The following is a 25,340-nucleotide window of genomic DNA, read 5'->3' on the forward strand; positions in this document are numbered from 1 at the left end:
CCAGGCGCACTACGCTGCGTTCATGAGCATGCTGACTCCCCCCGGCATGGGCGGCAAGTACCGCATCACGGGCAACAAGTACCCCCGGATGCGGGGGCCCCGGCGGCGCGGGCGGCTTGTCGTCGTGGTCGTCGCCTCCGTCGCCGTGCTCGGCGTGGGCGGCTGGGGCACGCTGCAGCTCATCGATGTCTTCACCGGCGGCGGCGGAAAGGCTTCGGCAGCCGGAAACGGCTCGGACTGCGCCCCCAGGACCAAGGCGAGTGCCTCGCCCGCCGCCAAGGCGCTGCCCGAGCCGCGCACGATCACGGTCAACGTCTTCAACGCCACCACCCGCGGCGGCCTGGCGAAGAAGACCGCCGACGAGCTGAAGAAGCGCGGATTCAAGATCGGCGACGTGGGCAACGCGACCAAGCAGTACGACAAGAAGGTCAAGGGAACCGGCGTGCTGCTCGGCCCCGCCTCAGCCCTCGGCACGTCGCTGCCCGTGCTCGGCGCCCAGCTCCCGGACGCCGAACGGCGTACCGAGGCGGCCCGCAAGGGTGCCGCGGTCGACCTCGTCATCGGCGACGGCTTCACGGACCTGGCGAAGAGGCCCGCGGCCGACCGGGCCCTGGCCAAGCTGGCCAGGCCCGAGCCGGCTGCCACGCCGAAGAAGGGCTGCTGAGAGGCTCGGAGGTCCTTACTCCGCCGCGCCGTACATCCGGTCGCCCGCGTCGCCGAGGCCCGGCACGATGTAGCCGTGCTCGTTCAGGCGCTCGTCGACCGAGGCGGTCACGACCGTCACCGGGGTGCCGGCCAGCTCGCGCTCCATGATCTCGACGCCCTCCGGGGCGGCCAGCAGCACCACGGCGGTCACATCGTCGGCGCCGCGCTTGATCAGCTCCTGGATCGCCGCGACCAGCGTGCCGCCGGTGGCGAGCATCGGGTCCAGCACGTACACCTGGCGCCCCGACAGGTCCTCCGGCATCCGCGTCGCGTACGTGGAGGCCTCGAGCGTCTCCTCGTTGCGGATCATGCCGAGGAAGCCCACCTCGGCGGTCGGCAGCAGCCGGACCATGCCGTCCAGCATGCCGAGCCCGGCGCGCAGGATCGGCACCACCAGGGGGCGCGGGTGGGAGAGCTTGACGCCCGTGGTCGTGGCCACCGGCGTCCGGATGTCGACCTGCTCGGTGCGCACGTCGCGCGTGGCCTCGTAGGCGAGCAGGGTGACCAGCTCGTCGGCGAGACGGCGGAAGGTCGCGGAGTCGGTGCGCTGGTCGCGCAGCGTGGTGAGCTTGTGGGCGACCAGTGGGTGGTCGACGACGTGGAGACGCATGTCCACAACAGTAGCCGGGCCGGGTGACCCGGACCGCACGGCGTTGTCGGCGTCAATCGCCCGTCCGGGGGAAGGCGGGGAAGGACGAACTGGGGGTGATGAGCCAGATGCCCGACCGGGATTCCCGAGAAGAGCTGTCGCCGCGCGCATGGCCCGGGGCGGACCCGGCGGCCGGCCGGACGGACGAGCCGGACGTGTCCTCCGCCGAGCGCCGCCGACGCCGCGCCCGCTTCCTGCGCGACCTCGCCGAGGCCCGCGAACTGCGCGACCGAGTCCAGCCCCGCCGCGCCAAGACGGCCCGCCTGCGACACGCCATGCGCATGCGCACGTTCCGCTGGTGACACCGGCCCACGTACCCGGACCCACCGGCGCGACTCGCACGCTTGCCATCGGTAGGCCCCGCGCGCCGGCCGACCGTGGGACCCGGACGGGTCCGGCGTTGCCGCCGCACGGGTTCGCCGGTGGCACACGGAGGCGTCCGCCGTCGGGACCGTACGGGTACGCCCGTAGGAGCCAGACGGGCCCGTCGGTGGCGATCATCCAGTGGGCCCCAGACGCATCCGCCCGCGGAACGCGCACGCGTTCCACCGGTGGGGCCCGCGGAACGCGCACGCGTTCCACCGGCGGGGCCCGCGTGCGTCGGTCGGTGGGAACCCGGACGGGTTCGTCCGGCCGTGGGGCTCCACCGGTCCGCCGGTGGAGCCCGGACGCGTTCGCTGCCATGACCGCGCACGTCCGTGGTCCCACATGTGTCCGCCCCTGGGGCCAGACACATCCCCCGCGCAGGACCGCGCGTGTCCGCCCGCAGCACCGGGACGCGTTCCACCGGCAGGACCGGCACACGTTCCGCCGGTAGGGCCCGGGCGCGTTCGCCGCCGGGGACCCGCGCGTCCGACCGTGGGACTTTCGCCGGTGGGAAACGGGTGAGGAAACCGTTGGAGAAGATCACGAACCGCGCGGATATTGTCGCGGTGACCGCGCGTGGAGAGGGGGAAAGCCGCGTACGATCCGCAGGTGGCGGCAACGAGCGTGCGATCAAAACTGCCGGACACAGGGTGCCGAAGACGTCCCCTGAACGCCTTGTTTCTGCCACGATTCCGAGGGGGCGGGGCTCGGACGAGCACTCCCCGCCCTCAACCTCCGCCGGGGGGACCCCCAACCGGCACGCCTCTGACCAGTGGGAGAGTCACGGTGTACTTCGCCGCACTGCTCGCGCGCACCGAAGACGGGTGGAAAGCGAGCGACACAGAGCTCGACGATGTGGAAACCCTGTCGGATCTGGCCGACCTGGCCCGTGAATCCTCCCCCGACGAGGACACGGTGCTCGTGCTGATCGAGCAGGAGGACGCCTGGTTCGGCGTCGTCCGCGTGGACGGCGAGGACGACCCTCGTATCTACGTCTCGGACGCCGCCGCCGCTGCCCGCAGCAGCTACGGCGAGATCCTGCTCACCGACGAACTGCTCGGCCGCGACCCGGACGACGGGGACGTCCTCGACGCCCTCGACCTCGACGGCACCGAGGACGGTGAACCCGACGAGGACGAGGCCGACGGCGGCGACGGGGCCACCGGATCGGCGGACGCCGTGCCGCACGGCCCCGTCGGCGACCCCCAGATCCTCGACGACCTCGGCGTCAGCGAGAAGGAGCTGCGCCTGATGTCGACGGAGGCCGTCACCGAGATCGCCGAGTCCCTGGGCGCCTCGGAGACCCTGGAGGCCGTCCGCTGACCGGTCCCGTCGGCCCGGGACCGCCGGATCCGGTACGCGACCCCTGGCGGCCCGCGATGCGACTCGCCCTGGACGAGGCCGCCGAGGCCGTCCGGGGCGGGGACGTCCCCGTCGGCGCCGTGGTACTGGCGCCGGACGGCACGACCGTACTCGCGGCCGGGCACAACGAACGCGAGGCCGGCGGCGACCCGACGGCCCACGCGGAGGTCCTCGCCATCCGCCGGGCCGCCGCCGAGTTCGGCCAGTGGCGGCTCGCCGGCTGCACCCTCGTGGTGACACTGGAGCCCTGCACGATGTGCGCGGGCGCCATCCAGCAGTCCCGCGTCGACCGTCTCGTCTACGGCGCCCGTGACGAGAAGGCCGGCGCGGCCGGCTCCCTCTGGGATCTGGTCCGCGACCGGCGGCTCAACCACCGGCCCGAGGTGATCGAGGGCGTGCTCGCCGAGGAGTGCTCCCGGCTGCTCACCGAGTTCTTCCGGAGCCGCTGAATACCGATTTCAAAGCACGCCGCCCCTTGCTGTAAGGTCTCCCTCGGTAGCGTGTCCGAGCGGCCGAAGGAGCTCGCCTCGAAAGCGAGTGTGGCGCAAGTCACCGAGGGTTCAAATCCCTCCGCTACCGCTTGAGAAGGGCCCCGTCGTCAGGCGGGGCCCTTCGTGCGATCTGCCTCTTCGTGCGCTCGGACCTTCGTGCGATCATGTGCGCTGCATGGGACACCTGGGACAAGGGAGGCCGCGATGGCGGTGAACGCGAAGAAGGTCGCCGTCTACGTCGTCGTGGTCTTCGTGCTGTACTTGATCATCACGGACCCGAAGAAAGCGTCCGAATACGTCCTCGTAGGCTTCCAGGGCGTATCGGACGCCGCCAGTGCCCTCGGCGACTTCGCCACCTGGGTCGCCAACGGAGGAAAGTGATGATCCGCCACCTGGTCCTCTTCAAGCTCAACGAGGGCGTCGAGCGCGACGACCCGCGCGTCGTGAAGGGCGTCGAGGCCTTCCGCTCGCTCGACGGCGCGATCCCCGAGATCCGCTTCTGGGAGCTCGGCTGGAACGTCAGCGACCGCCCCATCGCCCACGACTTCGCCATCAACTCGGCCTTCGACGACGCGGACGCGCTGCGCCGGTACGTGGAGCATCCCGACCACCAGACGGGTGTCGCGCTGTGGCGCGAGTTCGCCACGTGGGTGATCGCGGACTACGAGTTCTGACGCCCGCGACCCGAACGACTTCGAGCCCCCCGTCGCTTCGACGGGGGGCTCTTCCGTTGCTTCGACGGAGGGCTCTTCCGTCGCTCGAGCGCATGTACGCGGTAATTCATCCCTCAACACGTAGTTATGGGGTGCTTGCACACAGTGCGCATGTGTTGTGATGCTATGACCGCTTTTGATGGAACGGTTGACGGACGGGTTGACGGATGACGAGGTGGAGTTGACCGTGCTGGCCAGTACTGCGCCTCAGGCACCCTCCTCGGAAGCGACTCCCCAGCGGAGCCGTGGCGCCGACACCCGCGCCCTCACCCAGGTCCTCTTCGGCCAGCTCAAGGAACTCCAGCCGGGCACGCCGGAGCACGACCGGGTGCGCGGGGCGCTCATCGAGGCCAACCTCCCGCTCGTGCGCTACGCGGCCGCCCGTTTCCGCTCCCGCAACGAGCCGATGGAGGACGTCGTCCAGGTCGGCACCATCGGGCTCATCAACGCCATCGACCGCTTCGACCCGGACCGGGGCGTGCAGTTCCCGACGTTCGCGATGCCGACGGTCGTCGGCGAGATCAAGCGGTACTTCCGCGACAACGTCCGTACGGTCCATGTACCGCGCCGGCTGCACGAGCTGTGGGTGCAGGTCAACAGCGCGACCGAGGACCTGACCACCTCCTTCGGGCGCACGCCTACGACCTCGGAGATCGCCGAGCGGCTGCGCATCACCGAGGACGAGGTGCTGTCCTGCATCGAGGCCGGGCGGTCGTATCACGCGACCTCGCTGGAGGCCGCCCAGGAGGGCGACGGGCTGCCGGGGCTGCTGGACCGGCTCGGCTACGAGGATCCGGCGCTGGACGGCGTGGAGCACCGGGATCTCGTACGGCATCTGCTCGTACAACTGCCCGAAAGAGAACAGCGGATTCTGCTGCTGCGGTACTACAGCAATCTCACGCAGTCTCAGATCAGCGCGGAACTCGGCGTCTCGCAGATGCATGTCTCGCGGCTACTCGCGCGTAGCTTCCAACGGTTGCGGTCTGCGAACAGGATCGACGCGTAACCGCAAACAGGAGCGAGAGGTCACCGAGGCGAGGGAATCGCTCATCAGGGCCGTTCCCGGCAGTTGAGGGCCGAAAGACCGTCAGACCCCTTGTTTGCAGGGCTTATTCGCGTCTCAGATGTCGACATGTCACTACAGCGTGTTGCCGACATGTGACATTCTGCGTGAAGCGCGTTTGCCGGGGCTTCGGCTCCGGTATTCAGGTGAAGGCTGCGTTCCTCAGACGGGAGCGTTCGCCGCGACCGTCCCGCGACCCAAAGGGGGTGGCATGTCCGCAGAACAGGGCAGCTCGAAGGTGCTCACGCTCGCGGAGAGCGAGACAGCTCCCCATGCTCTCGACTCACTCGGCCCCATCGATGATGCTCCGGCACCGGCGGCCGAGCCCGTCCCGGCCCTGCCGGCTGCGGGCGCCATCGACACCCGCACCCTGTCCCGCTCCCTGTTCCTGCGGCTGGCCGCGCTCGACGAGGACAGCCCCGAGCGTGCGTACGTCCGTGACACTCTGATCGAGCTCAACCTGCCGCTGGTGCGGTATGCCGCGGCGCGGTTCCGTTCGCGGAACGAGCCGATGGAGGACATCGTCCAGGTCGGCACGATCGGGCTGATCAAGGCGATCGACCGGTTCGACTGCGAACGCGGGGTGGAGTTCCCGACGTTCGCGATGCCGACGGTGGTCGGGGAGATCAAGCGATTCTTCCGCGACACGTCGTGGTCGGTGCGGGTGCCGCGGCGCCTGCAGGAGCTGCGGCTCGCGCTGACCAAGGCCAGTGACGAGCTCTCGCAGAAGCTGGACCGGTCTCCTACGGTCACCGAACTCGCGGCCGTGCTCGGGGTGTCCGAGGAGGACGTCGTCGACGGGCTGGCGGTGGGGAACGCGTACACGGCGTCCTCGCTGGACTCGCCGGCTCCGGAGGACGACGGCGGCGAGGGGTCGCTGGCGGACCGGCTGGGGTACGAGGACACCGCGCTGGAGGGCGTGGAGTACCGCGAATCCCTGAAGCCGCTGCTGGCGAAGCTGCCGCCTCGTGAGCGGCGGATCATCATGCTGCGGTTCTTCGCGAACATGACCCAGTCGCAGATCGGCGAGGAGGTCGGCATCTCGCAGATGCACGTCTCCCGCCTGCTGACGCGGACGCTGGCGCAGCTGCGGGAAGGCCTGATCTCGGACTGACGCCCCGGGGCGGCCCCACGACTCTCGCCGTGGTGCCGCCTACGGCTTCGTCGCGAGCCCGCCTGGGCTTCGTCGTAGGGCGCCTGCCGGCTTCGTCGTGCGTGCGCTTGCGGCTTCGTCGTAGGGCGCCTGCCGCTTCGTCGTGCGTGCGCTTGCGGCTTCGTCGTGGGTCGGGGCCGCGTCGGGGGGTGTCCGTCCTCGGAACGGCGCGATGGGGTGAGAGACCGACTGACTGGCGTTGACGCGCCAACCGCTGCGGGCGGACACCCCCCGACACGTCCCCTTCTCGCCGTGCGCGGGTGCGGGCGCGTCGTGGTTGCCCTGGCTGCGGGCATGCGTGCCTCCCCGGTGCCTTAAGGGCCTGGGAGGTCCCCGCAGGGCGGCACGGGTGGGCGGTGGGGGTACCCCCGCTCGAGCGAAGCCGAGAGTGGGGAGGCACCCCGCTTCGCGGGTTGCGGATCCACCCGACCTCAGCGGAAACGCCGAGCAACTGGAAAACCGGCCGTGCGCGTTACGCCAGCGCCAGCCAAGCCACCGCCGCGACCACCGCTACGGCGACGACGACGCCGAGGATGAGGCCGATGCGCGGGCCGCCGCCGGCGGACGTCGCCGCGGCCTGCCGCCCCTGCGGTGCCTCGTCGACGAACGCGCGGAACATCTGGGTGTTGCCGGCAGGGTCGTGATTGCCCTGGGGGGCCTGGTTGTTAGCCATGGCCCGAGACCCTAGCGAAAACGCCGGGGCTCCCCAAGTGGGGGTTGGCCTTCCGTTTGCCCCGGGACGACCGGTACCGCCACCCTCGCCACCAGCACATTTACTGACGCAATACTTGCCTTTGCCAAGTTTTGGCGCCGCATTCACCTCCTTTATTTGCCTTCAGCAACCAACAGCTCCTATGGTTGCCCTAAGCAACGAAAGCGGGAGGTGTCATGGCCGAGAGGGCGCAGTACGAAGAGCTGGTCCGCCAGTTCAGTGCCTTCGGTGCCGTGAAGCGGGAGCTCGGCCGGATCATGCCGGCCGAATGCCCCGGCGGGTCGGCGGCCGTTCTGACCCTGCTGGGCCGCCATGGCGACATGCGCATGAGCAAGCTCGCCGAGCTGCTCGCGGTGGACATGTCGGTCACCAGCCGCCATGTCGCGCACGTCGTGGACCGGGGCTGGATCGAACGCTCCCCCGACCCCGCGGACAAGCGCTCACGCATCCTGCGCCTCACGCCCGCGGGCGACGCACAGCTCGACGAGCTGTCCCGGCGAACCACCGAGGTGCTTCAAGAGCGCCTGAGCGACTGGTCCGACGAGGACGTCCGCCGGCTCACGCAGCTGATGGCGCGGCTGCGGGAGAGCTTCGACTGCCGGCCCGCGCCCCGGGCGGCACCACCCGCTGTCGAACAGACCACCCGTACACCCGCAAGCACGTAAGAAAAGGAAGCCCATGGCAACGACCACACCAGCCGGTGTGCGGGCTCATGCCAAGCACGGGGGAGGCTCGCACAGTCCCTCCGGCGACGGCGCTCCGATGACGCACCGGCAGATCATGGAGGCCCTCACCGGCCTCCTGCTCGGCATGTTCGTCGCGATCCTGTCGTCGACGATCGTCTCCAACGCCCTGCCCCGGATCATCGGCGACCTCGGTGGCGGCCAGAGCGCCTACACCTGGGTCGTGACCGCGTCCCTGCTGACGATGACCGCGTCCACGCCGCTGTGGGGCAAGCTCGCCGACCTGTTCTCCAAGAAGCTGCTGATCCAGGTCGCCCTGGTCATCTTCGTGCTGGGTTCGGCGGCGGCAGGCATGTCGCAGAACCCCGGCATGCTCATCGCGTTCCGCGCGGTCCAGGGCATCGGCATGGGCGGCCTGTCCGCACTGGCCCAGATCATCATGGCCGCGATGATCTCCCCGCGTGAACGCGGCCGCTACAACGGCTACCTCGGCGCCACGTTCGCCACCGCCATGGTCGGCGGCCCGCTGGTCGGCGGTGTCATCACCGACACCGACTGGCTCGGCTGGCGCTGGTGCTTCTACGTCGGCGTGCCCTTCGCCGTGATCGCCCTGATCGTGCTGCAGAAGACCCTGCACCTGCCCGTGGTCAAGCGGAAGGTCAAGGTCGACTGGGCCGGCGCGTTCTTCATCACCGCTGCCGTCTGCCTGCTGCTGGTCTGGGTGACCTTCGCCGGTGACAAGTACGACTGGCTGTCCTGGCAGACGTACGCGATGGTCGGCGGTTCGCTGGTGCTGCTGGCGGTGTTCGTCCTCGTCGAGGCGAAGGCGAGCGAGCCGATCATTCCGCTGCGGCTGTTCCGCAACCGCACCATCACGCTGGCCTCCGTCGCCTCCCTGTTCGTCGGTGTCGCGATGTTCTCGGGGACCGTGTTCTTCAGCCAGTACTTCCAGCTGGCGCGGGACAAGTCGCCGACGATGTCCGGGGTCATGACCATTCCGATGATCGCGGGGCTGTTCGTCTCCTCGACCGTCTCCGGGCAGGTCATCACCCGCACCGGGCGCTGGAAGGCGTGGCTGGTCGCCGGCGGTGTGCTGGTGACCGCGGGCCTCGGCCTGCTGAGCACGATCCGGTACGACACCGAGTACTGGCACATCGCGATCTTCATGGCGCTGCTGGGACTCGGCATCGGCATGATGATGCAGAACCTGGTGCTCTGCACGCAGAACCAGGTGGAGCCGGGCGACCTGGGTGCCGCCAGCTCCACGGTGACCTTCTTCCGGTCCCTGGGCGGTGCCATGGGCGTCTCGGCGCTCGGCGCGGTCATGGGCAACAAGATCACCGACTATGTCAAGGACGGCCTCGCCGACCTCGGCCCCAAGGGCGCGGCCCTCGGCCACGCCGGCACGGGCGGGGGCGGCATCCCCGACCTCGACGCGATGCCCGCGCCGCTGCGCACCGTCGTGGAGAGCGCCTACGGCCACGGTGTCGCGGACGTGTTCCTCTACTCGGCTCCGTTGGCGCTGCTCGCGCTGCTGGTCTCGCTGTTCATCAAGGAGGTTCCGTTGAAGACGAAGGGCGGGCTGGCGCAGGCCGCCGAGCCGGAGACGCCTGCCGAGGCCGTGGCTCCCGCCGAGGCCGTGGCTCCCGCCGCGGAGAAGGCCGTGCCGAGCTGGGCCGTTGCCGAGACCGAGGCGGTCGACGGCGCCGGGCCCGAGGGCACGCGGCGGCTCGCCGCGGTCGCCACGGCGGTCCGTGCGGAGGAGGCCTCCGGCGGTGCTCCCGGCGTCCCCGTTCACGGGTTCGTCCGCGGCGCCGAGTCCGCGCCCGTGCCGCAGGCCGCCGTCACGCTGATCTCGCTGGCCGGGCGTCAGCTGGGCCGGTCCGTGGCGCAGGCCGACGGCTCGTACGCGGTGGACGCCCCGGGCTCCGGTTCGTACGTCCTGATCGCCTCCGCCGACGGCTTCCAGCCGCAGGCGTCCACGGTCGTGGTGAACGGCGAGCCGGTCACCTACGACATCCTGCTCAGCGGCACCAGCGGGCTGACCGGTCTGGTGCGGGCCGCCGAGAACGGGCAGCCGGTCAAGGACGCGATGGTCATCGTGACCGATGTGCGCGGCGACCTGCTGGCCACCGGGACCACCGGTGAGCAGGGCGACTTCACCTTCGCCGAGCTGGTGCCGGGGGCGGTGACCGTCGCGGTGAACGCCGCCGGGTACCGGCCGCAGGCCCTGCCCGTCGAGGTGGGCGGCACCGGGGTCACCCGGGTCGAGATGGACCTGGACTCGGGCGCCCGCGTCCAGGGTGTCGTCCGCGCCCCGCACGGCCCGCTGGCCGATGCCCGGGTGACGCTGGTCGACCAGGCGGGCAATGTCGTCGGCTCGGCCACGACCGGCACGGACGGGGCGTACGCCTTCACCGACCTGGACGGCGGCGAGTACACCGTCATCGCCACGGGCTATCCGCCGGTGGCCACCGCCCTGACGGTGACGGGCGCCGGCGCCGACGGCCACGACATCGAACTCGCCCACCCCGGCGAGTAGGGCCTGCCCGGCGGGCCGGGCCGATTCCGACCGTTGTTTTCAACGCAGGTGAGCGGGGTCTGGCCCGCCGGGGAGGACCTGCGTACGGACCCCGGCCCGTGGCAGTGGGGCGCGCTCTGAGCGGAGGTGCGCCCCCTGTCGCGGGCCGGTTTCTTTCTGAGGAGTAGCTGAGATGGGACTGACAGCGAGGATCCGTACCCGGGACGGCTGGGCCGTGTCGCACGCGGTCGTCACGGTGGCGGACATGAGGGGCGCGCAGGTGCTGCGTGCCGAGGCCGACGCCGAGGGCGCCGTACGGGACGCGACGCCGCTGGAGGCGGGGGCGTACACCGTCATCGTCACGGCCGTCGGGTACGCGCCGGCGGCCTCCAGCGTGATCGTCACCGCGAGCGGACGGGCCGAGGTCGGCACGTTGACGCTGGCGCGGCAGGGCGGCACCGAGCTGCCGCCGCCGGGCCCGTGGACCGTCGACCCGGTGCACTCCAGCGTGGCCGCCGTGGCCCAGCACCTGGGCATCTCCAGCGTGCACGGCCGGTTCACGGAGTTCTCCGGCTCGATCGAGATCGCCCCGGACGACGTCGCCAAGTCCCGTGTGGAGGCGGTGATCCGGGCCGCGTCCGTCGACACCGGCAACGGCATGCGCGACGGGCACCTGAAGTCGCCGGACTTTCTGGATGTCGAGCGGTTCCCCGAGATCACCTACCGGTCGACCGGGCTGACGGCGGCCGGTTCCGACCGGTGGACGGTCCACGGCGAGCTGGGCATGCACGGTGTCGTACGGCCGGTCGACCTCGATCTGGCCTACCTCGGCACGGGCCCGGACCCCTGGGGCGGCACCCGCGCGGCGTTCCGCGCCACGACCGAGCTGCACCGCGAGGACTTCGCGATGAACTACAACCAGGTCCTCCAGGCGGGCATCGCCGCCATCGGCACGACGCTCAAGGTGGAGCTGGACATCCAGGCCGTGCAGGGCGAGTCACTTCCGGCTGTCTGAGGCCGGGCCGGACGGCCGGGACACTCTGGCCACCAACTGGTCGCACAGGTCGCGGAGTTTGACGTTCCGGTCCTGCGAGACCCGGCGCAGCCGCTCCAGCGCGATGCGTGCGTCGATCCGCTCCCGGGCCATGAGGATGCCGATCGCCTGGTCGATGACGCTGCGGGAGAGCAGCGCGGTGCGCACGTCGGCCGCCGACTGGCGCCGGCGTTCGATCCGCAGCGCCACGTCGATCGCCTCCCCTGCCCGTGCCGCGAAGGCCCGGGCCACCTCCAGGTCCGCGCCCAGCGCCCCGGGCCGCTCGCCGTAGAAGTTGAGCGCCGCGCCCGTCTCGCCCTCGACCTCGATGGGCACGGCCAGCACACAGCGGACGCCCGTGGACAGGGCGTACCGCGTGTACGACGGCCAGCGGGACTCCGCCGACAGATCGGGGGCGTACTGCTCGGCGCCGGTCTCGGCGGCCTCGACGCAGGGACCCGAACCGTTCTCGTACTGGCGCAGGTCCAGGCCGCTCGGCAGGCCTGCGCTGCCGGCCAGGGTGAGCAGCCGCCCGGCCCGGCGCACCGTGATACTGCACGCGGCGGCGCCGGGCACCTCCATCACCGCACGGTCGGTCAGATCGTGCAGCAGGGTGTCGAGACCACTGCTGCGCACCATCGCCTGGTCCAGCGTGTCGGACGTCTCGGAACTCATGACCGTACGTGTATCCCGTCGTCCCGCGCCCACGCCCCCGGACGTAACCGGGCTCATGTCAGGTGCTGTTGTGCGTGCCGACGATCCGGCGGGCGATGTCGCGCAGTTTCACGTTCTCCCGCTGGGAGGCCCGCACCAGGCTCTCGAAGGCCGCGGCCGCGTCGATGCCCTGGCGCTCCATCAGGATGCCCGTGGCCTGGCCGATCAGGTCCCGGGTGTGCATGGCCTCGGTGAGCTGCTCGCGCACGGTCGCGGAGTCCAGGGCGATGCTGACGTGCGCGGTGAACAGCCGGCCGATGCGCGTCGCGTCCTCGTCGAAGACGCCCGGCTTGCGCGCGTAGGCCGTGAGCACGGTCAGCCGGCGGCGGTCGGCGCGCAGCCGCAGCGACAGCGCCGAGCGCAGCCCCAGGGCCGACAGCACGTCCCAGCCGTCGTCCGCCTCGCTGTCCCCTGTCCGCGCGACCGGGCTGTTCCACAACCGCTCCCAGTGCCCGTGCGGTTCGCGGCCGGTGTGCCGGGCCTCGGCGGAGCGCACGACCTCGTCGGTCCAGGCCAGCGTTCGGAGCCGGCTGCCGCGCTCGAGTACGGAGACGCCGGCGTGCTCGGCCCCGGGCATGAGATGCACGGCCAGCCGGACGGCCGTACGCAGGGTGTTGTGGGGCGTGAGCGTCTCGTGCAGTTGCTGAGACGCCACCGTCAGGGCTTCGGCCAGCTCGGAGCCAACCGGAAAACGGGGCAAATCAGGAAACTCGGACGCAGCCACCACGAACCTCTTCGGCATGCACGGCCATGGCCGTGCGCAGGAGAGCTCCGCAGCACATTCCCGACTGCGAGCACAGGACGGACAGCACTCTAGCTGCTCGGTTGCGTCCAGGTGACGTCCGGCCGACGGCCGCGACAGGCGCTTCCGCAGCCGCGCCCCGGCGTGGTGGAATGGGCCCAAGGGTCAGGAAGCGGCCTTACCGGAATCCGGACGAACGTCTGCCAGGTGAGTGCTGTGACTTTCATCCCGAATCCCACCGAACCACGGGACCTGCCCGGCCGTGTCTGCCTCACGATGCCCGCGGAGATCGACTTCTGCAACGCCGCCGAGCTGCTCCCGCTCATCATGTCCGCGGCCCGGGACCGTGGCGACCGGCTGGAACTGCTCGTCCTCGACCTCTCCTGCACGTCCTTCATGGACTCCCAGGGCGTCCGGCTCATCAACGACATCCGCCACCGGCTGCGCCCCGAGGCCCGGGTGCGTCTGGTGGCCCGGCCCGACGGCGTCACGAGCAGCGTCCTGGAGCTGACCGGACTGCGCCGGGACGTCCCCGTGTACGACAACCTCGCGGAGGCCATGGCGTCGTAGGCTGCCGCCCATGGCACCGAACATCGCGACGAACACCCGTGTCTCCCTCAACGAGTTGCTCGACTTCGTACGGCCCCGGCACCACGCGATCCTGCTGACCCGGCGGGCCGACGACGGCCCCCAGGGCTCGCCGCTGACCTGCGGTGTCGACGACTCCGGCCGGATCGTGGTCTCCACGTACCCGGAGCGGGCCAAGACCCGCAACGCCAAGCGGGACCCGCGCGTGAGCCTGATCGTCCTGAGCGACGACTGGAACGGCCCGTGGGTACAGATCGACGGCACCGCCGAGGTCATCGACACCCCCGACTCCATCGAACCGCTCGTGGAGTACTACCGGAACATCGCCGGTGAGCACCCCGACTGGGACGAGTACCGCGCGGCCATGGTCAAGCAGGGCAAGTCGATCATCCGGATCACACCGGAACGGTGGGGTCCGGTGGCGACGGGTGGGTTCCCGGCGCGGCTGGTGGAAGGGGACTAGGAGTTCGCTTCCCGGGCGACGATCGTCTCGATGCCGGCGATCAGCAGTTCCAGCGCGAACTCGAAGTCCCGCTCCAGCATCTCCGCCACCGTGTCGCCGCCGCGGGCCGCCATCATCTCCTGGGAGTCCCGGATGAGGTCGGCGGCCTGCGAGGACTCGGTCGCCGCGCTCATGGCGTCCTGGAAGTACTCGTCCAGGGTCATGCCCGTGGCCGCGGCCCGGGTGGAGAGATGGCCCTCGAGCGTGCCGTACCCGTAGACGAACTGGAAGACCGCCGAGATCGTGCTCGTCAGCCGGTTCGCGGGCAGCCCGGTCCTGCGGACCACGCGCTGCACGGCCCTCGAGTACGCCAGGTTGTTGGGACCGATGTTGAGGTAGGTGCCGACCAGCTGCGACACCCAGGGGTGGCGCACCAGCAGCCCGCGGTACTCCCGGGCGAGGGCACGCACCTGGTCGCGCCAGTCCTCGTCGGCTTCCGCCTCGGGCAGCCGCATCTCGCCCATGGCCTCGTCCAGGGCGAGTTCGAGGAGGTCGTCCTTGGTGTCGACGTACCAGTAGACGGACATCGCGGTGACGTTCAGCTCGCCGGCCAGGCGCCGCATCGAGAACTTGGCCAGCCCCTCGGCGTCGAGCAGCCGCATGGTGACCTCGATGATGCGGGTCCGGTCCAGCCCGGAGGGCTGTCCCCCGCCGCGTCGCCGGTGCGCCTTGCCGTCCAGCCACACACTGCTCCGCGCGGCTTTGTCGGCTGCTTTCGCCATGGCGCACCTTCCTCGACTTGCTGATGCCGATCATGCTAGGCGCCCAGTCTTTGCCTGGGGCGCGGGCTGTGCCGACATGCGGCTCCGCCGCGTGAGCGCGATCAACCGCAGCGGACCCGCACCCGCCCGACCACCCATCGGCCCGAGCTCCTAGGCGGACTCTGCCCGCTCGGCCCGCCGCAACAACGCCGCCGCGACCAAACCACCCAGCAGAACGGCCGCCGCCCCCACCAGCTGACTGCTCTCCAGGCCGGAGGCGAACGCGTCGGATATCCGGGCCTTCTCCTCGGCCGAGTCCGCCGCCGCCAGCGCCGCCGGCAAGGACGCAGCGGACACGGCGACCAGGGACGCGAACCGCGAGTTGAGCACGGCGCCGAGGACCGCGACACCAAGGCCGTTGCCGAACTCCGCGAGCGTCCCGTTGATGCCCGCTCCCACACCCGCCTTCTCGGGCGGAATCGCACTCATGATCGCGTTGGCCATGGCCGGCATGGACAACGCCACACCCCCGCCCATGATGATCAGACCGAGCAGCATCCCGCCGTACCCCTGCCCGCCGAACAGCGCGATCGCCGCCAGCCCCGCGGACACCAGCGTCATCCCGAGCGCGATGGCCGCCGGCGTACCGGCCTTGAGCACCAGCTTCGCCCCGAGCCCGGAGAAGTTGAGCACGACGACGGTCAGCGCCAGCGGCGCGGTCCGCAGCCCGGCGTCCAGCGGCTCGTAGCCGAGGACGAACTGGAGGTGCTGCGTGAGCAGGAACAGCGACCCCGTCATGCCGAACGCCACGAGGATCGTGCCCGCGACCGCGCCGACGAACTTCTGGTTGCGGAAGAAGTGCATGTCGAGCATGGGGTTGTCGACGCGCAGCTCCCACATCACGAACACGCCGAGTACGGCCGCGCCGATCAGCGCGGAGACCAGCACCTGGCCGGACGTCCAGCCGTGCTCGGGCCCGGTGATGATCGCGTACACGCACGCCGTCATGCCGATGGTCGACAGCACCGCGCCGACCAGGTCGGGCCGGTCGCCCTCCTTGTGCTTGGACTCCGGGACGAGCGCGGCGACCGCGACCAGGCCGAGCACGGCGACCGGGATGTTGATCAGGAAGATGGCGCCCCACCAGAAGTGGTTCAGCATCACACCGCCGATCAGCGGCCCGGCCGCGAAGCCGAGCGAACTGACCGTCGACCACAGCGCGATGGCCTTCACCCGCTCCTTGTCGTCGAAGATCTGCATGACGACGGCGAGGATCGTGGTCATCAGCAGCGCGCCGCCGACGCCCATGCCCGCACGGGCCGCGATCAGCTGGGCCGGGCTCTGGGAGAGGCCGGCCGCCAGCGAGCCCACGCCGAAGATCGCGAGGCCCGACATCAGCAGCAGCTTGCGGCCGTAGCGGTCGGCGGCGTTGCCCGCCGTGAGCAGCAGGCCGGACTGGACCAGCGCATACGCGTTCATCATCCACTGGACGTCGGCGGTCGTCGCGTCCATCTCGCGGGTGAGCGAGGGGATCGCCACGTTCAGGATGGTGTTGTCGAGCAGCACGGTGAGCTGCGCGAGGCAGATGACACCGAGGATCAGCCAGCGTTGGGGGTGGCCGCCGGAAGCCGTCCGGGGTGGGGCCTGTTCCTGTGGGGATGTCGTCATGCTGTACACCGTAGAACAGTTCCCATACGGCGTACAACAGAGTTACGGCGAGGGGGGGTGGCACTCGGCCACCGCCCCTCGCCCTACTGGGCCGTACTCAGGTGACTGTCAGCCGCTCGCCTTCTGCGTGAGGTCGTAGAAGGTGGACGAGCCGACCGTGACCTTCTTGAAGGTGGACTCGATCCAGGAAGTGATCTGGGAGGACGTGCCGTCGCTGTTGCCGCCCATGCCGCCGCCGCTGCCCGAGCTGATGAAGTAGTGGATCTTTCCTTCCGCCACGTACTGCTTGAACTGGGCCAGCGTCGGGGACGGGTCCGTGCCGTTGAAGCCGCCGATGGCCATCACCGGGTCTCCGGTGGACAGCTGGTAACTCGCCGCGTTCTGGGCGCCGATGGCCGCCGCGACCCAGGTGTAGTCGTCCGCGTTCTTCTCCAGGAGCGCCTTGGCCTCGGAGCTGACGCTGGCGCCGTTGAGCAGACCGCCCATGCCGCCACCGCCGCCGCCCATGCCGCCCATACGGCCGTCGCCGTTCTGCTGGCCCTGCTGGTTCTGGCGGCCGCCGGGGAAGCCGTTGCCGTTGCCATTGCCGGGCGGCTGGCCCTGGCCTTGGCCTTGGCCCTGCTGACCCTGCTGGTTCTGGCCCTGCTGGTTCCGGCCGCCGCCAGGGAAGCCGCCCCCGCCGGGGCCACCGCCCATGCCGCCACCACCGCCGGGGCCACCACGGCCGCCCGAGACCGCCGGGCCCGCGGTGACGATCGAGCCGGAGTGTCCCTCGTTCAGCGTGGTGAGGGTGTACGCCGCCGGACCGGCCAGCGCGGCGACGAGGCCGAGCCCCGCAGCGCCCAGGGCCAGTCGATGGCCCAGCCGCCCGGCGAAGACCAGGCCGAGGGCCGCGGTCAGACCGCCGACCAGGACGAGCCACTTCAGCCAGGGCAGGTAGTCGGAGGAGCGATTGAGCAGGACGTATCCCCAGGCCGCGGTGGCCGTCATCGCGGCCGCCAGGGTCAGCGACGCCCACGCCTTGTCGCGCTTCTCCCAGAGCAGCGCCGCGCCCATGCCGACGAGCGGGGCGATGTAGGGGGCGAGGGCCACGGTGTAGTACTCGTGGAAGATGCCCTGCATATAGCTGAAGACCACCATGGTGATCAGCAGCGAGCCGCCCCACACCAGGAACGCACCGCGCGTCGCCGAGGTACGGCGGGCCTTGCGTGTCGCCACCAGGCCCGCGACGAGCAGGATCAGCGCGGCCGGGATCAGCCAGGAGATCTGGCCGCCGATGGAGGAGCTGAACATCCGGTCCCAGCCGGTCTCGCCCCAGGCGCCGCCGCCGTTGCCGCCTCCTCCGCCGCCCCCGACGCTGCCGGTCTCCTCGCCGTTGAGGCGGCCCAGGCCGTTGTAGCCGAAGGTCAGTTCCAGGAAGCTGTTGTTCTGCGAGCCGCCGATGTACGGCCGGGACGACGCGGGCCACAGCTCGACGATCGCGACCCACCAGCCGCCGGAGACGACGATCGCGAGCAGGCCCGCCGCGAGCTGGCCGATCCGCTTCCTCACCGTCACCGGGGCGCAGACGCCGTAGACCAGCGCCAGCGCCGGGAGGATCAGGAAGGCCTGGAGGGTCTTGGCGAGGAAGGCGAAGCCGATCGCGGCACCGGCCCAGAGCAGCCACTTCGTCCGGCCGTCCTCCAGGCCCCGGATGACGAAGTAGCAGGCGGCGGCCATCAGCAGCGCCAGCATCGCGTCGGGGTTGTTGAAGCGGAACATCAGCGCGGCGACGGGGGTGAGCGCGAGCGCCGCGCCCGCGATCAGACCGGCCGCGGGGCTGAACCGGCGGCGCACCGCCGCGTACACGACCGCGACCGTGCCGACGCCCATGAGGACCTCGGGGACGAGGATCGCCCAGGAGCTGAGTCCGAACAGCCGCACCGACAGGGCCATCGGCCACAGCGCGGCCGGGGGCTTGTCGACGGTGATGGCGCCCGCCGCGTCCAGCGAGCCGAAGAAGAACGCCTTCCAGGACTGGCTGCCGGCCTGGACGGCCGCCGAGTAGAACGAGTTGGCGTAGCCGGAGGCGCTCAGGTTGTAGAGGTAGAGCGCGGCGGTCACCAGGAGCAGGCCGAGGAAGGCCGGGCGGGCCCAGCGGGGGTCCTCGGGGCGGCCGTGCCACAGGCGTCGTACGAAGGGCTTCTTGGGTTCATCGGCTCCGGGAACGGATGCCGGTGGGGTCGGCGGACGGGTCCAGGCACTCGTACTCGTGTCTCTGTCCGCGGTCTGCTGGTCGTAGTGGATCGTCATCGGGAGTCCCTCGGGTCGGTGTCGTTCGGGCGCACCGGCTGCAGCCGCATGGTGGCGTCCCTCCCCCACTGGGCGGTGTCGTGCGCGTACTGGGGGGTGCGCTGCGGGAGCGGCCCGTACGGGTCGTGGCGCGCGGTGGAAGAGGTCGGCGAGGACAGCGGGTGGACCGGGGTGTGCGAGGCGGCCACCGCCGGGTCGCCGTCGCGCCGGTCCGGGAACACCCACGCCCGGAAGAGCAGGAAACGCAGCACCGTCGCCGCGAGGTTCGCGGCGATGAGCACCGCCAGTTCGGTGGAGTGCGTGGGCTCGGACGTGGCCGCGTTGAGCGCCGCGAGCGAGCCGCTGGTCAGGGCGAGTCCGATGCCGAAGACGACCAGGCCCTGCGCCTGGTGCCGTACGGCCCCGCCGCGTCCGCGCACCCCGAAGGTGAGCCGCCGGTTGGCCGCCGTGTTGGCGATCGCCGAGACCAGCAGGGCGAGCGCGTTGGCGAACTGGGACCCGGTGAAGACGCGGAAGCCGCTGTAGAGGAGCAGGTAGAAGAGGGTGGACAGGGCGCCGACCACGCAGAACCCGACGAGCTGGCGGGCCAGGCCCTTCGGTACGTCCTTGATCTCGCGGTCGCGCGGGTCGTCCCCGAACGGCCTGGCGATGCGGTCCAGCGGCAGCGAGCCGGTGGCCAGGGCCCTGCCGATCCGCCACACGCCCTTGAGGTCGTCGGTCGCGGTCTTGACGATGTGCACGGTCGAGTCGGGGTCGTCGACCCAGTCGACCGGCACCTCGTGGATACGGAGCCCCGCGCGCTCGGCGAGCACCAGCATCTCGGTGTCGAAGAACCAGCCGGTGTCCTCGACGAGGGGCAGCAGCACCTGCGCCACGTCACGGCGGATGGCCTTGAACCCGCACTGGGCGTCCGAGAAGCGGGCCTGGAGCGAGCCGCGCAGGATGAGGTTGTAGGCCCGGCTGATGAACTCCCGCTTGGGGCCGCGCACCACGCGCGAGCTACGGGCGAGCCGGGAGCCGATCGCGAGGTCCGAGTGGCCGGAGATCAGCGGCGCCACCAGCGGGAGCAGCGCGTTGAGGTCGGTGGACAGGTCCACGTCCATATACGCCAGCACCGGGGCGTCGGAGGCCGACCAGACGGCCCGCAGGGCCCGGCCGCGGCCCTTCTGCTCCAGCCGGAAGAGGGTGACCTCGGGGATCTCCGCCGCCAGCCGCGCCGCCACCTGCGGAGTCGTGTCCGTGGAGGCGTTGTCCGCGATCGTGATGCGGAACGCGTACGGGAACGTCCTCTCGAGGTGCTCGTACAGTCTGCGGACGCACGGCTGGAGGTCCTTCTCCTCGTTGTAGACGGGGATCACTACGTCCAGGACAGGCGTACCGGCTGGCGCGGCCGGGAGGTGCTCCCGCGCCGGCAGGGTGCCGGGAGAAGAATCGGTTCGCATGGAACCGACTCTCGTCAGGCGCCCTGTTGTACCGATGTGGTGACGCTGTGGCGTGCCTGTGAGTGCTGTTGCCAGCTCATTTCCGGCTGCGGCTGGGCCGGGAGCTCGGGCAGGTGCACCGTGAAGACGGTCCGCCCGGGCACGCTGTCGACGGTCACGGCACCGCCGTGCGCGGTCGCCACGGCCTGCACGATGGCGAGGCCGAGACCGGTCGATCCGGTGGTGCGGGAACGCGCGGAGTCGCCGCGCGCGAACCGTTCGAAGACATGGGGGAGCAACTCGGCCGGAATGCCCTGCCCGTTGTCCTCCACGTCCACGCACAGCCAGGGCCCGCGCCGCTGCACCCGCGCGGTGACGGTCGTACCGTTCGGGGTGTGATTGCGGGCGTTGCCGAGCAGGTTGACGAGGACCTGTTGCAGCCGGGCCGCGTCCGCAGACACGAGCGCGGGCTCGTCGGGCAGGTCCAGGCGCCAGTTGTGGTCCTGGCCGGCGGCACGGGCGTCGCTGATGGTGTCCACGACGAGCGGTACGAGGTCGGTCTGCTCGAACTGCAGCGGCCGCCCGGCGTCCAGGCGCGCGAGCAGCAGCAGATCCTCCACGAGCAGCGTCATCCGCCCGGCCTCGGACTCGATCCGCCCGAGCGCGTGCCGGGTGTCGGGCCCGACGTCCTCTCTGCCGCGCCTGGTCAGCTCGGCGTACCCGCGAATGGAGGCGAGGGGGGTGCGCAGCTCGTGACTGGCGTCGGCGACGAACTGCCGGACCCGCGTCTCGCTCTGCTGCCGCGCGTGCAGCGCGCCGTGGACGTGATCAAGCATCCGGTTGAGCGCGGCACCGACCTGTCCGACCTCGGTGTGCGGGTCGGTCTCGGAGTCGGGCACGCGCTCGCTGAGGTTCACCTCGCCGGTGTGCAGGGGAAGTTCGGAGACGCGGGTGGCGGTGGCCGCGACCCGTCGGAGGGGGCGGGTGGCGACGCCGATGAGGACGGAGCCGGCGATGGCGGCGGCGACCAGTCCGGCGCCGGTGACGCTCACCTCGACGAGGATGAGGGTGTTGATGGTGGTGGTGACGGATTCGGTGGGCAGGGCGACGTAGTAGCTGCCACTACCGTCGACTTCGGTGACGTACTGCACGCGGTACTCGCCGAGGTCGGGGATGTCGATGGTGTACACGCCGTGCGTCTTCGGCACCTCGGCGAGGGCGGCCTGCTGCTCGTCGCTGAGCTCGACGGGCAGGTTCCGCTGGAAGGGGCCGTTGTCGTTGGAGGTCTCCTTGGCGAAGACCGCCTGGGTGACGCTGCCGTCGGCACCGACCTCGGCGGCGACGGTGCCCGGCTGCGCGGGTCCCTCGGCGAAGCCGGTGATCCTGTCCTTCGATCCGGCGTCCTGCTGTTCCGCGCTCTGCCCGCTTCCGGAGTTCCCGGTCCCGCTGTTCCCGGTCCCGCTATTCCCGGTCCCGCTGTTCCCGGTCCCGTCCTGCCCGTCTCCGTCCTTCCCGCCCCCGAGTTTCATGGGTCCCGACAGCCGCTTGCCGGCGTCGTCGACCTTCGCGTCCAGCTGCTCGTACAGATGCGACCTGAGCGCGAGGGTCGTCACGGTCCCGATCACCGCACACACCACGGCGATCAGCACCACGGACGCGACGACGAGCCGCGTCCGCAGAGTGCGCGGCTTGCCCGCTCGCGCCTGCTTGCCCGCTCTCTGCTGCGTACGCGTCCGTCGTCGTCCGCTCATGACGCCGCGGGCTTGATCAGGTAACCGGCACCACGCCGGGTGTGGATCATCGGCTCGCGCCCGGCGTCGATCTTCCGCCGCAGATACGAGATGTACAGCTCGACGACATTGGCCTGCCCGCCGAAGTCGTACGACCACACGCGGTCCAGGATCTGCGCCTTGCTGAGCACGCGCCGCGGGTTGCGCATCAGGAACCGCAGCAGCTCGAACTCGGTCGCGGTCAGGTGGATGTTCGCACCGGCCCGGGTCACTTCGTGGCTGTCCTCGTCGAGGGTGAGGTCGCCGACGACCAGCGTGGAGTCGGAGCGCCGGTCGGCCGCACCGGACCGCCGTATCAGCCCGCGCAGCCGGGCGACGACCTCTTCGAGGCTGAACGGCTTGGTGACGTAGTCGTCGCCACCGGCCGTCAGCCCGGCGATCCGGTCCTCGACGGCGTCCTTGGCGGTCAGGAAGAGCACGGGCACGTCGGGCAGCTCCCGCCGCAGCCGCCCGAGAACCGCCAGCCCGTCCATGTCGGGCAGCATCATGTCGAGCACGACGGCGTCGGGCCGGAAGTCGCGCGCGGTCTGGACTGCGCCCTGGCCGTCCCCCGCGCTCCGGATCTGCCAGCCCTCATAGCGAAGGGCCATGGACAGCAGTTCGGTGATCGACAGCTCGTCGTCCACCACAAGCACGCGGACGGGGCTCCCGTCCGGCCTGAGCAGTTCGGTGCGCCCGTGGGGCGAGGTCGTGGTCATGTGAACACGATGTCGGGGACCTCTGAGAGCACCCTTTCGGCAACCTGTGAATTCCCTGAGAAACCCACAGGCGGTTCTCAGGGAACGCCTGGGCAACGCCTGGGAATGTCGGGGTCCGGTGGGGTGAGGGGGGTGGGGGAAGCTGTGGGTCCGCTGGGCAAATCAGGAGGGGCTGATCAGAACAACCCCTCCTGCACCCCCGCATCCTCCTTGAACTCCCGCACGGGAACGGTCAGTTCCGCGCCTCCGTCGGGCACCAGCTCCCACCCGGTCATCAACCGCGTATCGAGCACGACGACCCCACCCCCGGTGGACAGATGCAGATCGGGCCCGGCAGCGGCCACGAGCTCCCCGCTCACGACCCCGCCGGCAACCAGCTCACTCACGCCCCCGACGGCACCGGACAACCCGGCGAGCCCGAACACCCCAACGTGATCGACAACCCGCAGCGGCTCCCGCACCAGCGACTCCGGCCACCCCCCTAGCGCCACCGCCCGCGTATGCAACTCGGCGACCTCACCGGCCCGATCGGCCGCCGCCTGCGGCAACGCGGCCCGCACGGCCCGCTTCTCGGCGTATGGAATCCGGTCGGGCACCCCCAGCGCGGCCCGCAGCAGCTCCTCGGTACGCCGCGCGGCCATGAGCGGCCCGGCACCCAGCCAGCTGAAGCAGACGGCACCCTGCTCCAGAAGCCGGGCCGACCCCCGCTCCACCGCCGTGATCCCGACCTTGACCATGCCGGGCCCGAACCACGCCAGATATACGTGATACGGCCGCGGATCGTCCGCGATCGTGTCGGCGGCCACGGAGTGCGCCCGGTCCAGCCGCGCACACTCCTCGCACCGCGCCCCCGTACTCCGCCCCGGCACGGCCACCCGCGCCGGACACGCATGCCCCCGAGCCCCCACACACGTCCGCACGCCCCCCTCCGCGACCCCGAAGGCCACGCGCTTCCCCCAGGTCAGCGCACTGCGCCGCCCGCCGTCCCACACCAGCACGGGACCGTCCGCCGACCATCGCAGCCCCGAGCACTTCCATGCCTGTGCCATCTCTGCCGAGACTAGAGGGCACCACTGACAACGGCACCGCGGCGCCCGGCCGGGGCGGTCAACGGGGACGACGACGAACGGGCGACGGGAGGGGCACCTCACGGAGGGAGGAGTCACCTCACGGAGGGGGATCACCTCACGGAGGGGGATCACCTCACGGAGGGGGATCACCTCATAAGGAGCATCACCTCACGGAATCGGCCCCCACGGCAGCAGCGGCCTCCGTCTCCCCACCCGCACGCACGGGTACAGCCCCGGCCGCACCCACGGGCCGCCGCCGCCCGGCCAGCCGGCACCCCAGACACTCGTCGTGCCCACCCGCCGCCGACGAGTCCCGCACCCGCCAGCCCCACTCCTCCCGGGGCCGGAGGCCGGGCCCCTTGCCCCACCCGGAGAGGTGCAGCGCCCAGGTGACGAGCAGAGCCACGACCCCGATGGCTATCCCACCGGCGATCAGCAGGCCCGAGACCATGACCACCCCGGCACCCGCCACGCCGGCCGCGACGCTCCCGATCGCGCATCCGACCCATCCCGCGAACGTGTGCCCGTGGTCATACTGATGTGCGCTCACGCGCTGCCCCCTCATCACACCGATGGAATCCGGGGGCGCACCCCGAACCCCTCACCACCCAGCTGTCAAGGACCCAAACCTCTCACGAACTAAGGGAATTGGGAATGCAAGCCAAGCCGCGTCCGGCCGCCACGCCGGAGCAGGCACTGTCGGCGATGGACCACCTCATCGCGACCCACCTGGTCGGACAGCACGAGATCGCCCAGCAGGTCGGCATGAACGTGACCGACCTCACCTGCTTCGCCTACGTGATGGAGGCCGGCGAAAACCTCCTCACCGCAGGCGACTTGGCAACCCGCGTCCACGTCACGACCGGCGCGGTCACCGGCATCCTCAACCGCCTGGAACGCGCCGGATACATCACCCGCCGCCCCGACCCGACCGACCGCCGCCGCATCCGCGTAGCCGCCCGCCCCGACGCGGTCGCCCGCGTCCTCGAGGTCTACGAGCCGTACTACGCCCGCCTCACGGAACTCTTCGCGGACTACTCCCCCGCCGAAATCGCGGTCCTCAACGACTGGTTCACCCGCGCGAGCACCCTGGCGGCGAACTACTTGGAGGAACACTGCCGCCCCGACTGACCGGGGGCCGGCCGAGCCAGATAGCGCCTGAAGACTTCGACCTCATCGCCGACGAACGTCCACTGCCTGAATGCCTCCCGCAACTCGCCCTCGGTGCCCCATCCGTGCCAGGCGATCTCCGACGGATCGGGCGCGAGCACCTCGGTGACCACGGCTTCGTGCAGACCCAGCCAGTAGGGACTGATCAGCCCGTCACACAGGAACTTGAAGACGAACCGCACCGGCACCCGGACGCCCAGTTCCTCGGTGAGTTCACGCGCCGCCGCCTCCTCGTACGTCTCCCCGACCTCGGCGGCGCCGCCGATCAGCCAGTTGTACTGCCCCGGGAACCGGGACACGCCCTCCTGTCTCCGATGCACGAGGAAGCGCCCTTCCGGATCACGGCAGACGGTCGTCGCGACACGGTGCGGCCAGCGCCTCTCGATGGCCTCGCCCCGCTCCACCACACCGAGCACGCGATCCCGCTCGTCCACCCGCTCCACCAGTTCACTCATGGCCCCACAGTTCACTCATGGCCCCACGATCGCAGCGGGGCGTCCGCCGACGACGCGACGCGTCTCCTGGACGAAGCG

At 70.8% G+C, this 25,340-nt stretch carries 27 protein-coding genes and 1 tRNA gene; 15 read left to right on the forward strand and 13 right to left on the reverse strand.

From position 1 onward, the window contains the following. Positions 1–46: 46 nt before the first annotated feature. Positions 47–664: a LytR C-terminal domain-containing protein gene (locus tag ACZ58V_RS23155; protein ID WP_471292682.1), complete on the forward strand. Its 618-nt coding sequence runs from the start codon at positions 47–49 to the stop codon at positions 662–664. Between the two features lie 15 nt (positions 665–679). On the opposite strand, the gene upp is transcribed toward ACZ58V_RS23155, so the two are convergent. Next, positions 680–1,315, reverse strand: a complete 636-nt coding sequence (upp, locus tag ACZ58V_RS23160) for a uracil phosphoribosyltransferase (RefSeq protein ID WP_189727300.1) — start codon at positions 1,313–1,315, stop codon at positions 680–682. Positions 1,316–1,422: 107 nt separating this feature from the next. On the opposite strand from upp, the gene ACZ58V_RS23165 reads away from it, so the two are divergent. The 8 genes from ACZ58V_RS23165 (at position 1,423) to ACZ58V_RS23200 (ending at position 6,463) form a co-directional block, all read left to right on the forward strand. After that, positions 1,423–1,656, forward strand: coding sequence for a hypothetical protein (locus ACZ58V_RS23165; protein ID WP_468197065.1), 234 nt, complete (start codon positions 1,423–1,425; stop codon positions 1,654–1,656). A gap of 850 nt (positions 1,657–2,506) precedes the next feature. Then, complete coding sequence (locus tag ACZ58V_RS23170; protein WP_468196776.1) at positions 2,507–3,043, forward strand: tRNA adenosine deaminase-associated protein; 537 nt, start codon at positions 2,507–2,509, stop codon at positions 3,041–3,043. 56 nt (positions 3,044–3,099) lie between these two features. After that, positions 3,100–3,531, forward strand: coding sequence for a tRNA adenosine(34) deaminase TadA (gene tadA, locus ACZ58V_RS23175; protein WP_468196778.1), 432 nt, complete (start codon positions 3,100–3,102; stop codon positions 3,529–3,531). Positions 3,532–3,576: 45 nt separating this feature from the next. Next, positions 3,577–3,661, forward strand: a tRNA-Ser gene (locus ACZ58V_RS23180). A gap of 116 nt (positions 3,662–3,777) precedes the next feature. Beyond that, the gene (locus ACZ58V_RS23185) at positions 3,778–3,954 is read left to right on the forward strand and encodes a hypothetical protein (RefSeq protein ID WP_468196780.1); all 177 of its coding nucleotides are present in this window, start codon (positions 3,778–3,780) and stop codon (positions 3,952–3,954) included. After that, entirely contained in the window at positions 3,954–4,247 is a 294-nt protein-coding gene (locus tag ACZ58V_RS23190; protein WP_471291940.1) for a Dabb family protein, read from the forward strand. Before ACZ58V_RS23185 ends, ACZ58V_RS23190 begins: the two co-directional genes overlap by 1 nt. A 178-nt stretch (positions 4,248–4,425) precedes the next feature. Continuing rightward, on the forward strand, positions 4,426–5,292 hold the full coding sequence (locus ACZ58V_RS23195) for an RNA polymerase sigma factor SigF (protein WP_468196784.1): 867 nt from the start codon (positions 4,426–4,428) through the stop codon (positions 5,290–5,292). Positions 5,293–5,560: 268 nt separating this feature from the next. Next, positions 5,561–6,463 (forward strand): RNA polymerase sigma factor SigF, encoded by a 903-nt coding sequence (locus ACZ58V_RS23200; protein WP_468196787.1) that lies wholly within the window; start codon positions 5,561–5,563, stop codon positions 6,461–6,463. Between the two features lie 511 nt (positions 6,464–6,974). Here the strand turns inward: ACZ58V_RS23200 and ACZ58V_RS23205 are convergent. Further along, positions 6,975–7,175: a hypothetical protein gene (locus tag ACZ58V_RS23205; protein ID WP_328412956.1), complete on the reverse strand. Its 201-nt coding sequence runs from the start codon at positions 7,173–7,175 to the stop codon at positions 6,975–6,977. Positions 7,176–7,390: 215 nt separating this feature from the next. On the opposite strand from ACZ58V_RS23205, the gene ACZ58V_RS23210 reads away from it, so the two are divergent. The 3 genes from ACZ58V_RS23210 (at position 7,391) to ACZ58V_RS23220 (ending at position 11,433) form a co-directional block, all read left to right on the forward strand. Then, the gene (locus tag ACZ58V_RS23210; protein WP_468196789.1) at positions 7,391–7,879 is read left to right on the forward strand and encodes a MarR family winged helix-turn-helix transcriptional regulator; all 489 of its coding nucleotides are present in this window, start codon (positions 7,391–7,393) and stop codon (positions 7,877–7,879) included. 97 nt (positions 7,880–7,976) lie between these two features. Further along, on the forward strand, positions 7,977–10,439 hold the full coding sequence (locus tag ACZ58V_RS23215; protein WP_468197068.1) for an MFS transporter: 2,463 nt from the start codon (positions 7,977–7,979) through the stop codon (positions 10,437–10,439). 172 nt (positions 10,440–10,611) lie between these two features. Then, positions 10,612–11,433 (forward strand): YceI family protein, encoded by an 822-nt coding sequence (locus ACZ58V_RS23220; protein WP_471291945.1) that lies wholly within the window; start codon positions 10,612–10,614, stop codon positions 11,431–11,433. On the opposite strand, the gene ACZ58V_RS23225 is transcribed toward ACZ58V_RS23220, so the two are convergent. Both ACZ58V_RS23225 and ACZ58V_RS23230 read right to left on the reverse strand, forming a co-directional pair. Continuing rightward, positions 11,416–12,126 carry an ANTAR domain-containing protein gene (locus ACZ58V_RS23225; protein ID WP_468196794.1) on the reverse strand — a complete coding sequence of 237 codons (711 nt, stop codon included), beginning with the start codon at positions 12,124–12,126 and terminating at the stop codon, positions 11,416–11,418. The two genes, ACZ58V_RS23220 and ACZ58V_RS23225, sit on opposite strands and share 18 nt — an antisense overlap. Positions 12,127–12,184: 58 nt before the next feature. Then, on the reverse strand, positions 12,185–12,907 hold the full coding sequence (locus tag ACZ58V_RS23230; RefSeq protein WP_468196796.1) for an ANTAR domain-containing protein: 723 nt from the start codon (positions 12,905–12,907) through the stop codon (positions 12,185–12,187). Between the two features lie 216 nt (positions 12,908–13,123). Between ACZ58V_RS23230 and ACZ58V_RS23235 the strand changes: the two genes are divergently transcribed. Next, entirely contained in the window at positions 13,124–13,477 is a 354-nt protein-coding gene (locus tag ACZ58V_RS23235) for an STAS domain-containing protein (RefSeq protein ID WP_372498763.1), read from the forward strand. A gap of 10 nt (positions 13,478–13,487) precedes the next feature. Beyond that, positions 13,488–13,958, forward strand: a complete 471-nt coding sequence (locus ACZ58V_RS23240) for a PPOX class F420-dependent oxidoreductase (RefSeq protein WP_468196798.1) — start codon at positions 13,488–13,490, stop codon at positions 13,956–13,958. On the opposite strand, the gene ACZ58V_RS23245 is transcribed toward ACZ58V_RS23240, so the two are convergent. From ACZ58V_RS23245 to ACZ58V_RS23280, 8 genes are all read right to left on the reverse strand, one after another. Beyond that, positions 13,955–14,719, reverse strand: a complete 765-nt coding sequence (locus ACZ58V_RS23245; protein ID WP_468196800.1) for a TetR/AcrR family transcriptional regulator — start codon at positions 14,717–14,719, stop codon at positions 13,955–13,957. The two genes, ACZ58V_RS23240 and ACZ58V_RS23245, sit on opposite strands and share 4 nt — an antisense overlap. Positions 14,720–14,869: 150 nt before the next feature. Continuing rightward, positions 14,870–16,366 (reverse strand): MFS transporter, encoded by a 1,497-nt coding sequence (locus ACZ58V_RS23250; RefSeq protein ID WP_468196802.1) that lies wholly within the window; start codon positions 16,364–16,366, stop codon positions 14,870–14,872. 108 nt (positions 16,367–16,474) lie between these two features. Next, the gene (locus ACZ58V_RS23255) at positions 16,475–18,658 is read right to left on the reverse strand and encodes an ArnT family glycosyltransferase (protein WP_471291950.1); all 2,184 of its coding nucleotides are present in this window, start codon (positions 18,656–18,658) and stop codon (positions 16,475–16,477) included. Next, a complete protein-coding gene (locus ACZ58V_RS23260; protein WP_471291952.1) occupies positions 18,655–20,100 on the reverse strand; it encodes a bifunctional glycosyltransferase family 2/GtrA family protein in 1,446 nt (481 codons plus the stop codon). The genes ACZ58V_RS23255 and ACZ58V_RS23260 overlap by 4 nt, the downstream gene beginning before the upstream one ends. A gap of 14 nt (positions 20,101–20,114) precedes the next feature. Further along, positions 20,115–21,830, reverse strand: a complete 1,716-nt coding sequence (locus tag ACZ58V_RS23265) for an ATP-binding protein (RefSeq protein WP_471291955.1) — start codon at positions 21,828–21,830, stop codon at positions 20,115–20,117. Next, positions 21,827–22,567, reverse strand: coding sequence for a response regulator transcription factor (locus ACZ58V_RS23270; protein ID WP_468196813.1), 741 nt, complete (start codon positions 22,565–22,567; stop codon positions 21,827–21,829). The genes ACZ58V_RS23265 and ACZ58V_RS23270 overlap by 4 nt, the downstream gene beginning before the upstream one ends. A gap of 176 nt (positions 22,568–22,743) precedes the next feature. Further along, positions 22,744–23,616, reverse strand: a complete 873-nt coding sequence (locus ACZ58V_RS23275) for a DUF2797 domain-containing protein (RefSeq protein WP_471291958.1) — start codon at positions 23,614–23,616, stop codon at positions 22,744–22,746. Positions 23,617–23,800: 184 nt separating this feature from the next. Further along, complete coding sequence (locus tag ACZ58V_RS23280; protein ID WP_468196817.1) at positions 23,801–24,187, reverse strand: HGxxPAAW family protein; 387 nt, start codon at positions 24,185–24,187, stop codon at positions 23,801–23,803. Positions 24,188–24,291: 104 nt separating this feature from the next. On the opposite strand from ACZ58V_RS23280, the gene ACZ58V_RS23285 reads away from it, so the two are divergent. Beyond that, the gene (locus ACZ58V_RS23285) at positions 24,292–24,768 is read left to right on the forward strand and encodes a MarR family winged helix-turn-helix transcriptional regulator (RefSeq protein WP_471291961.1); all 477 of its coding nucleotides are present in this window, start codon (positions 24,292–24,294) and stop codon (positions 24,766–24,768) included. Here ACZ58V_RS23285 and ACZ58V_RS23290 read toward each other — a convergent pair. After that, entirely contained in the window at positions 24,738–25,262 is a 525-nt protein-coding gene (locus ACZ58V_RS23290) for an NUDIX hydrolase (RefSeq protein ID WP_471291963.1), read from the reverse strand. The two genes, ACZ58V_RS23285 and ACZ58V_RS23290, sit on opposite strands and share 31 nt — an antisense overlap. Positions 25,263–25,340: the final 78 nt, after the last annotated feature.

Source organism: Streptomyces sp. NPDC040589 (assembly GCF_055594445.1).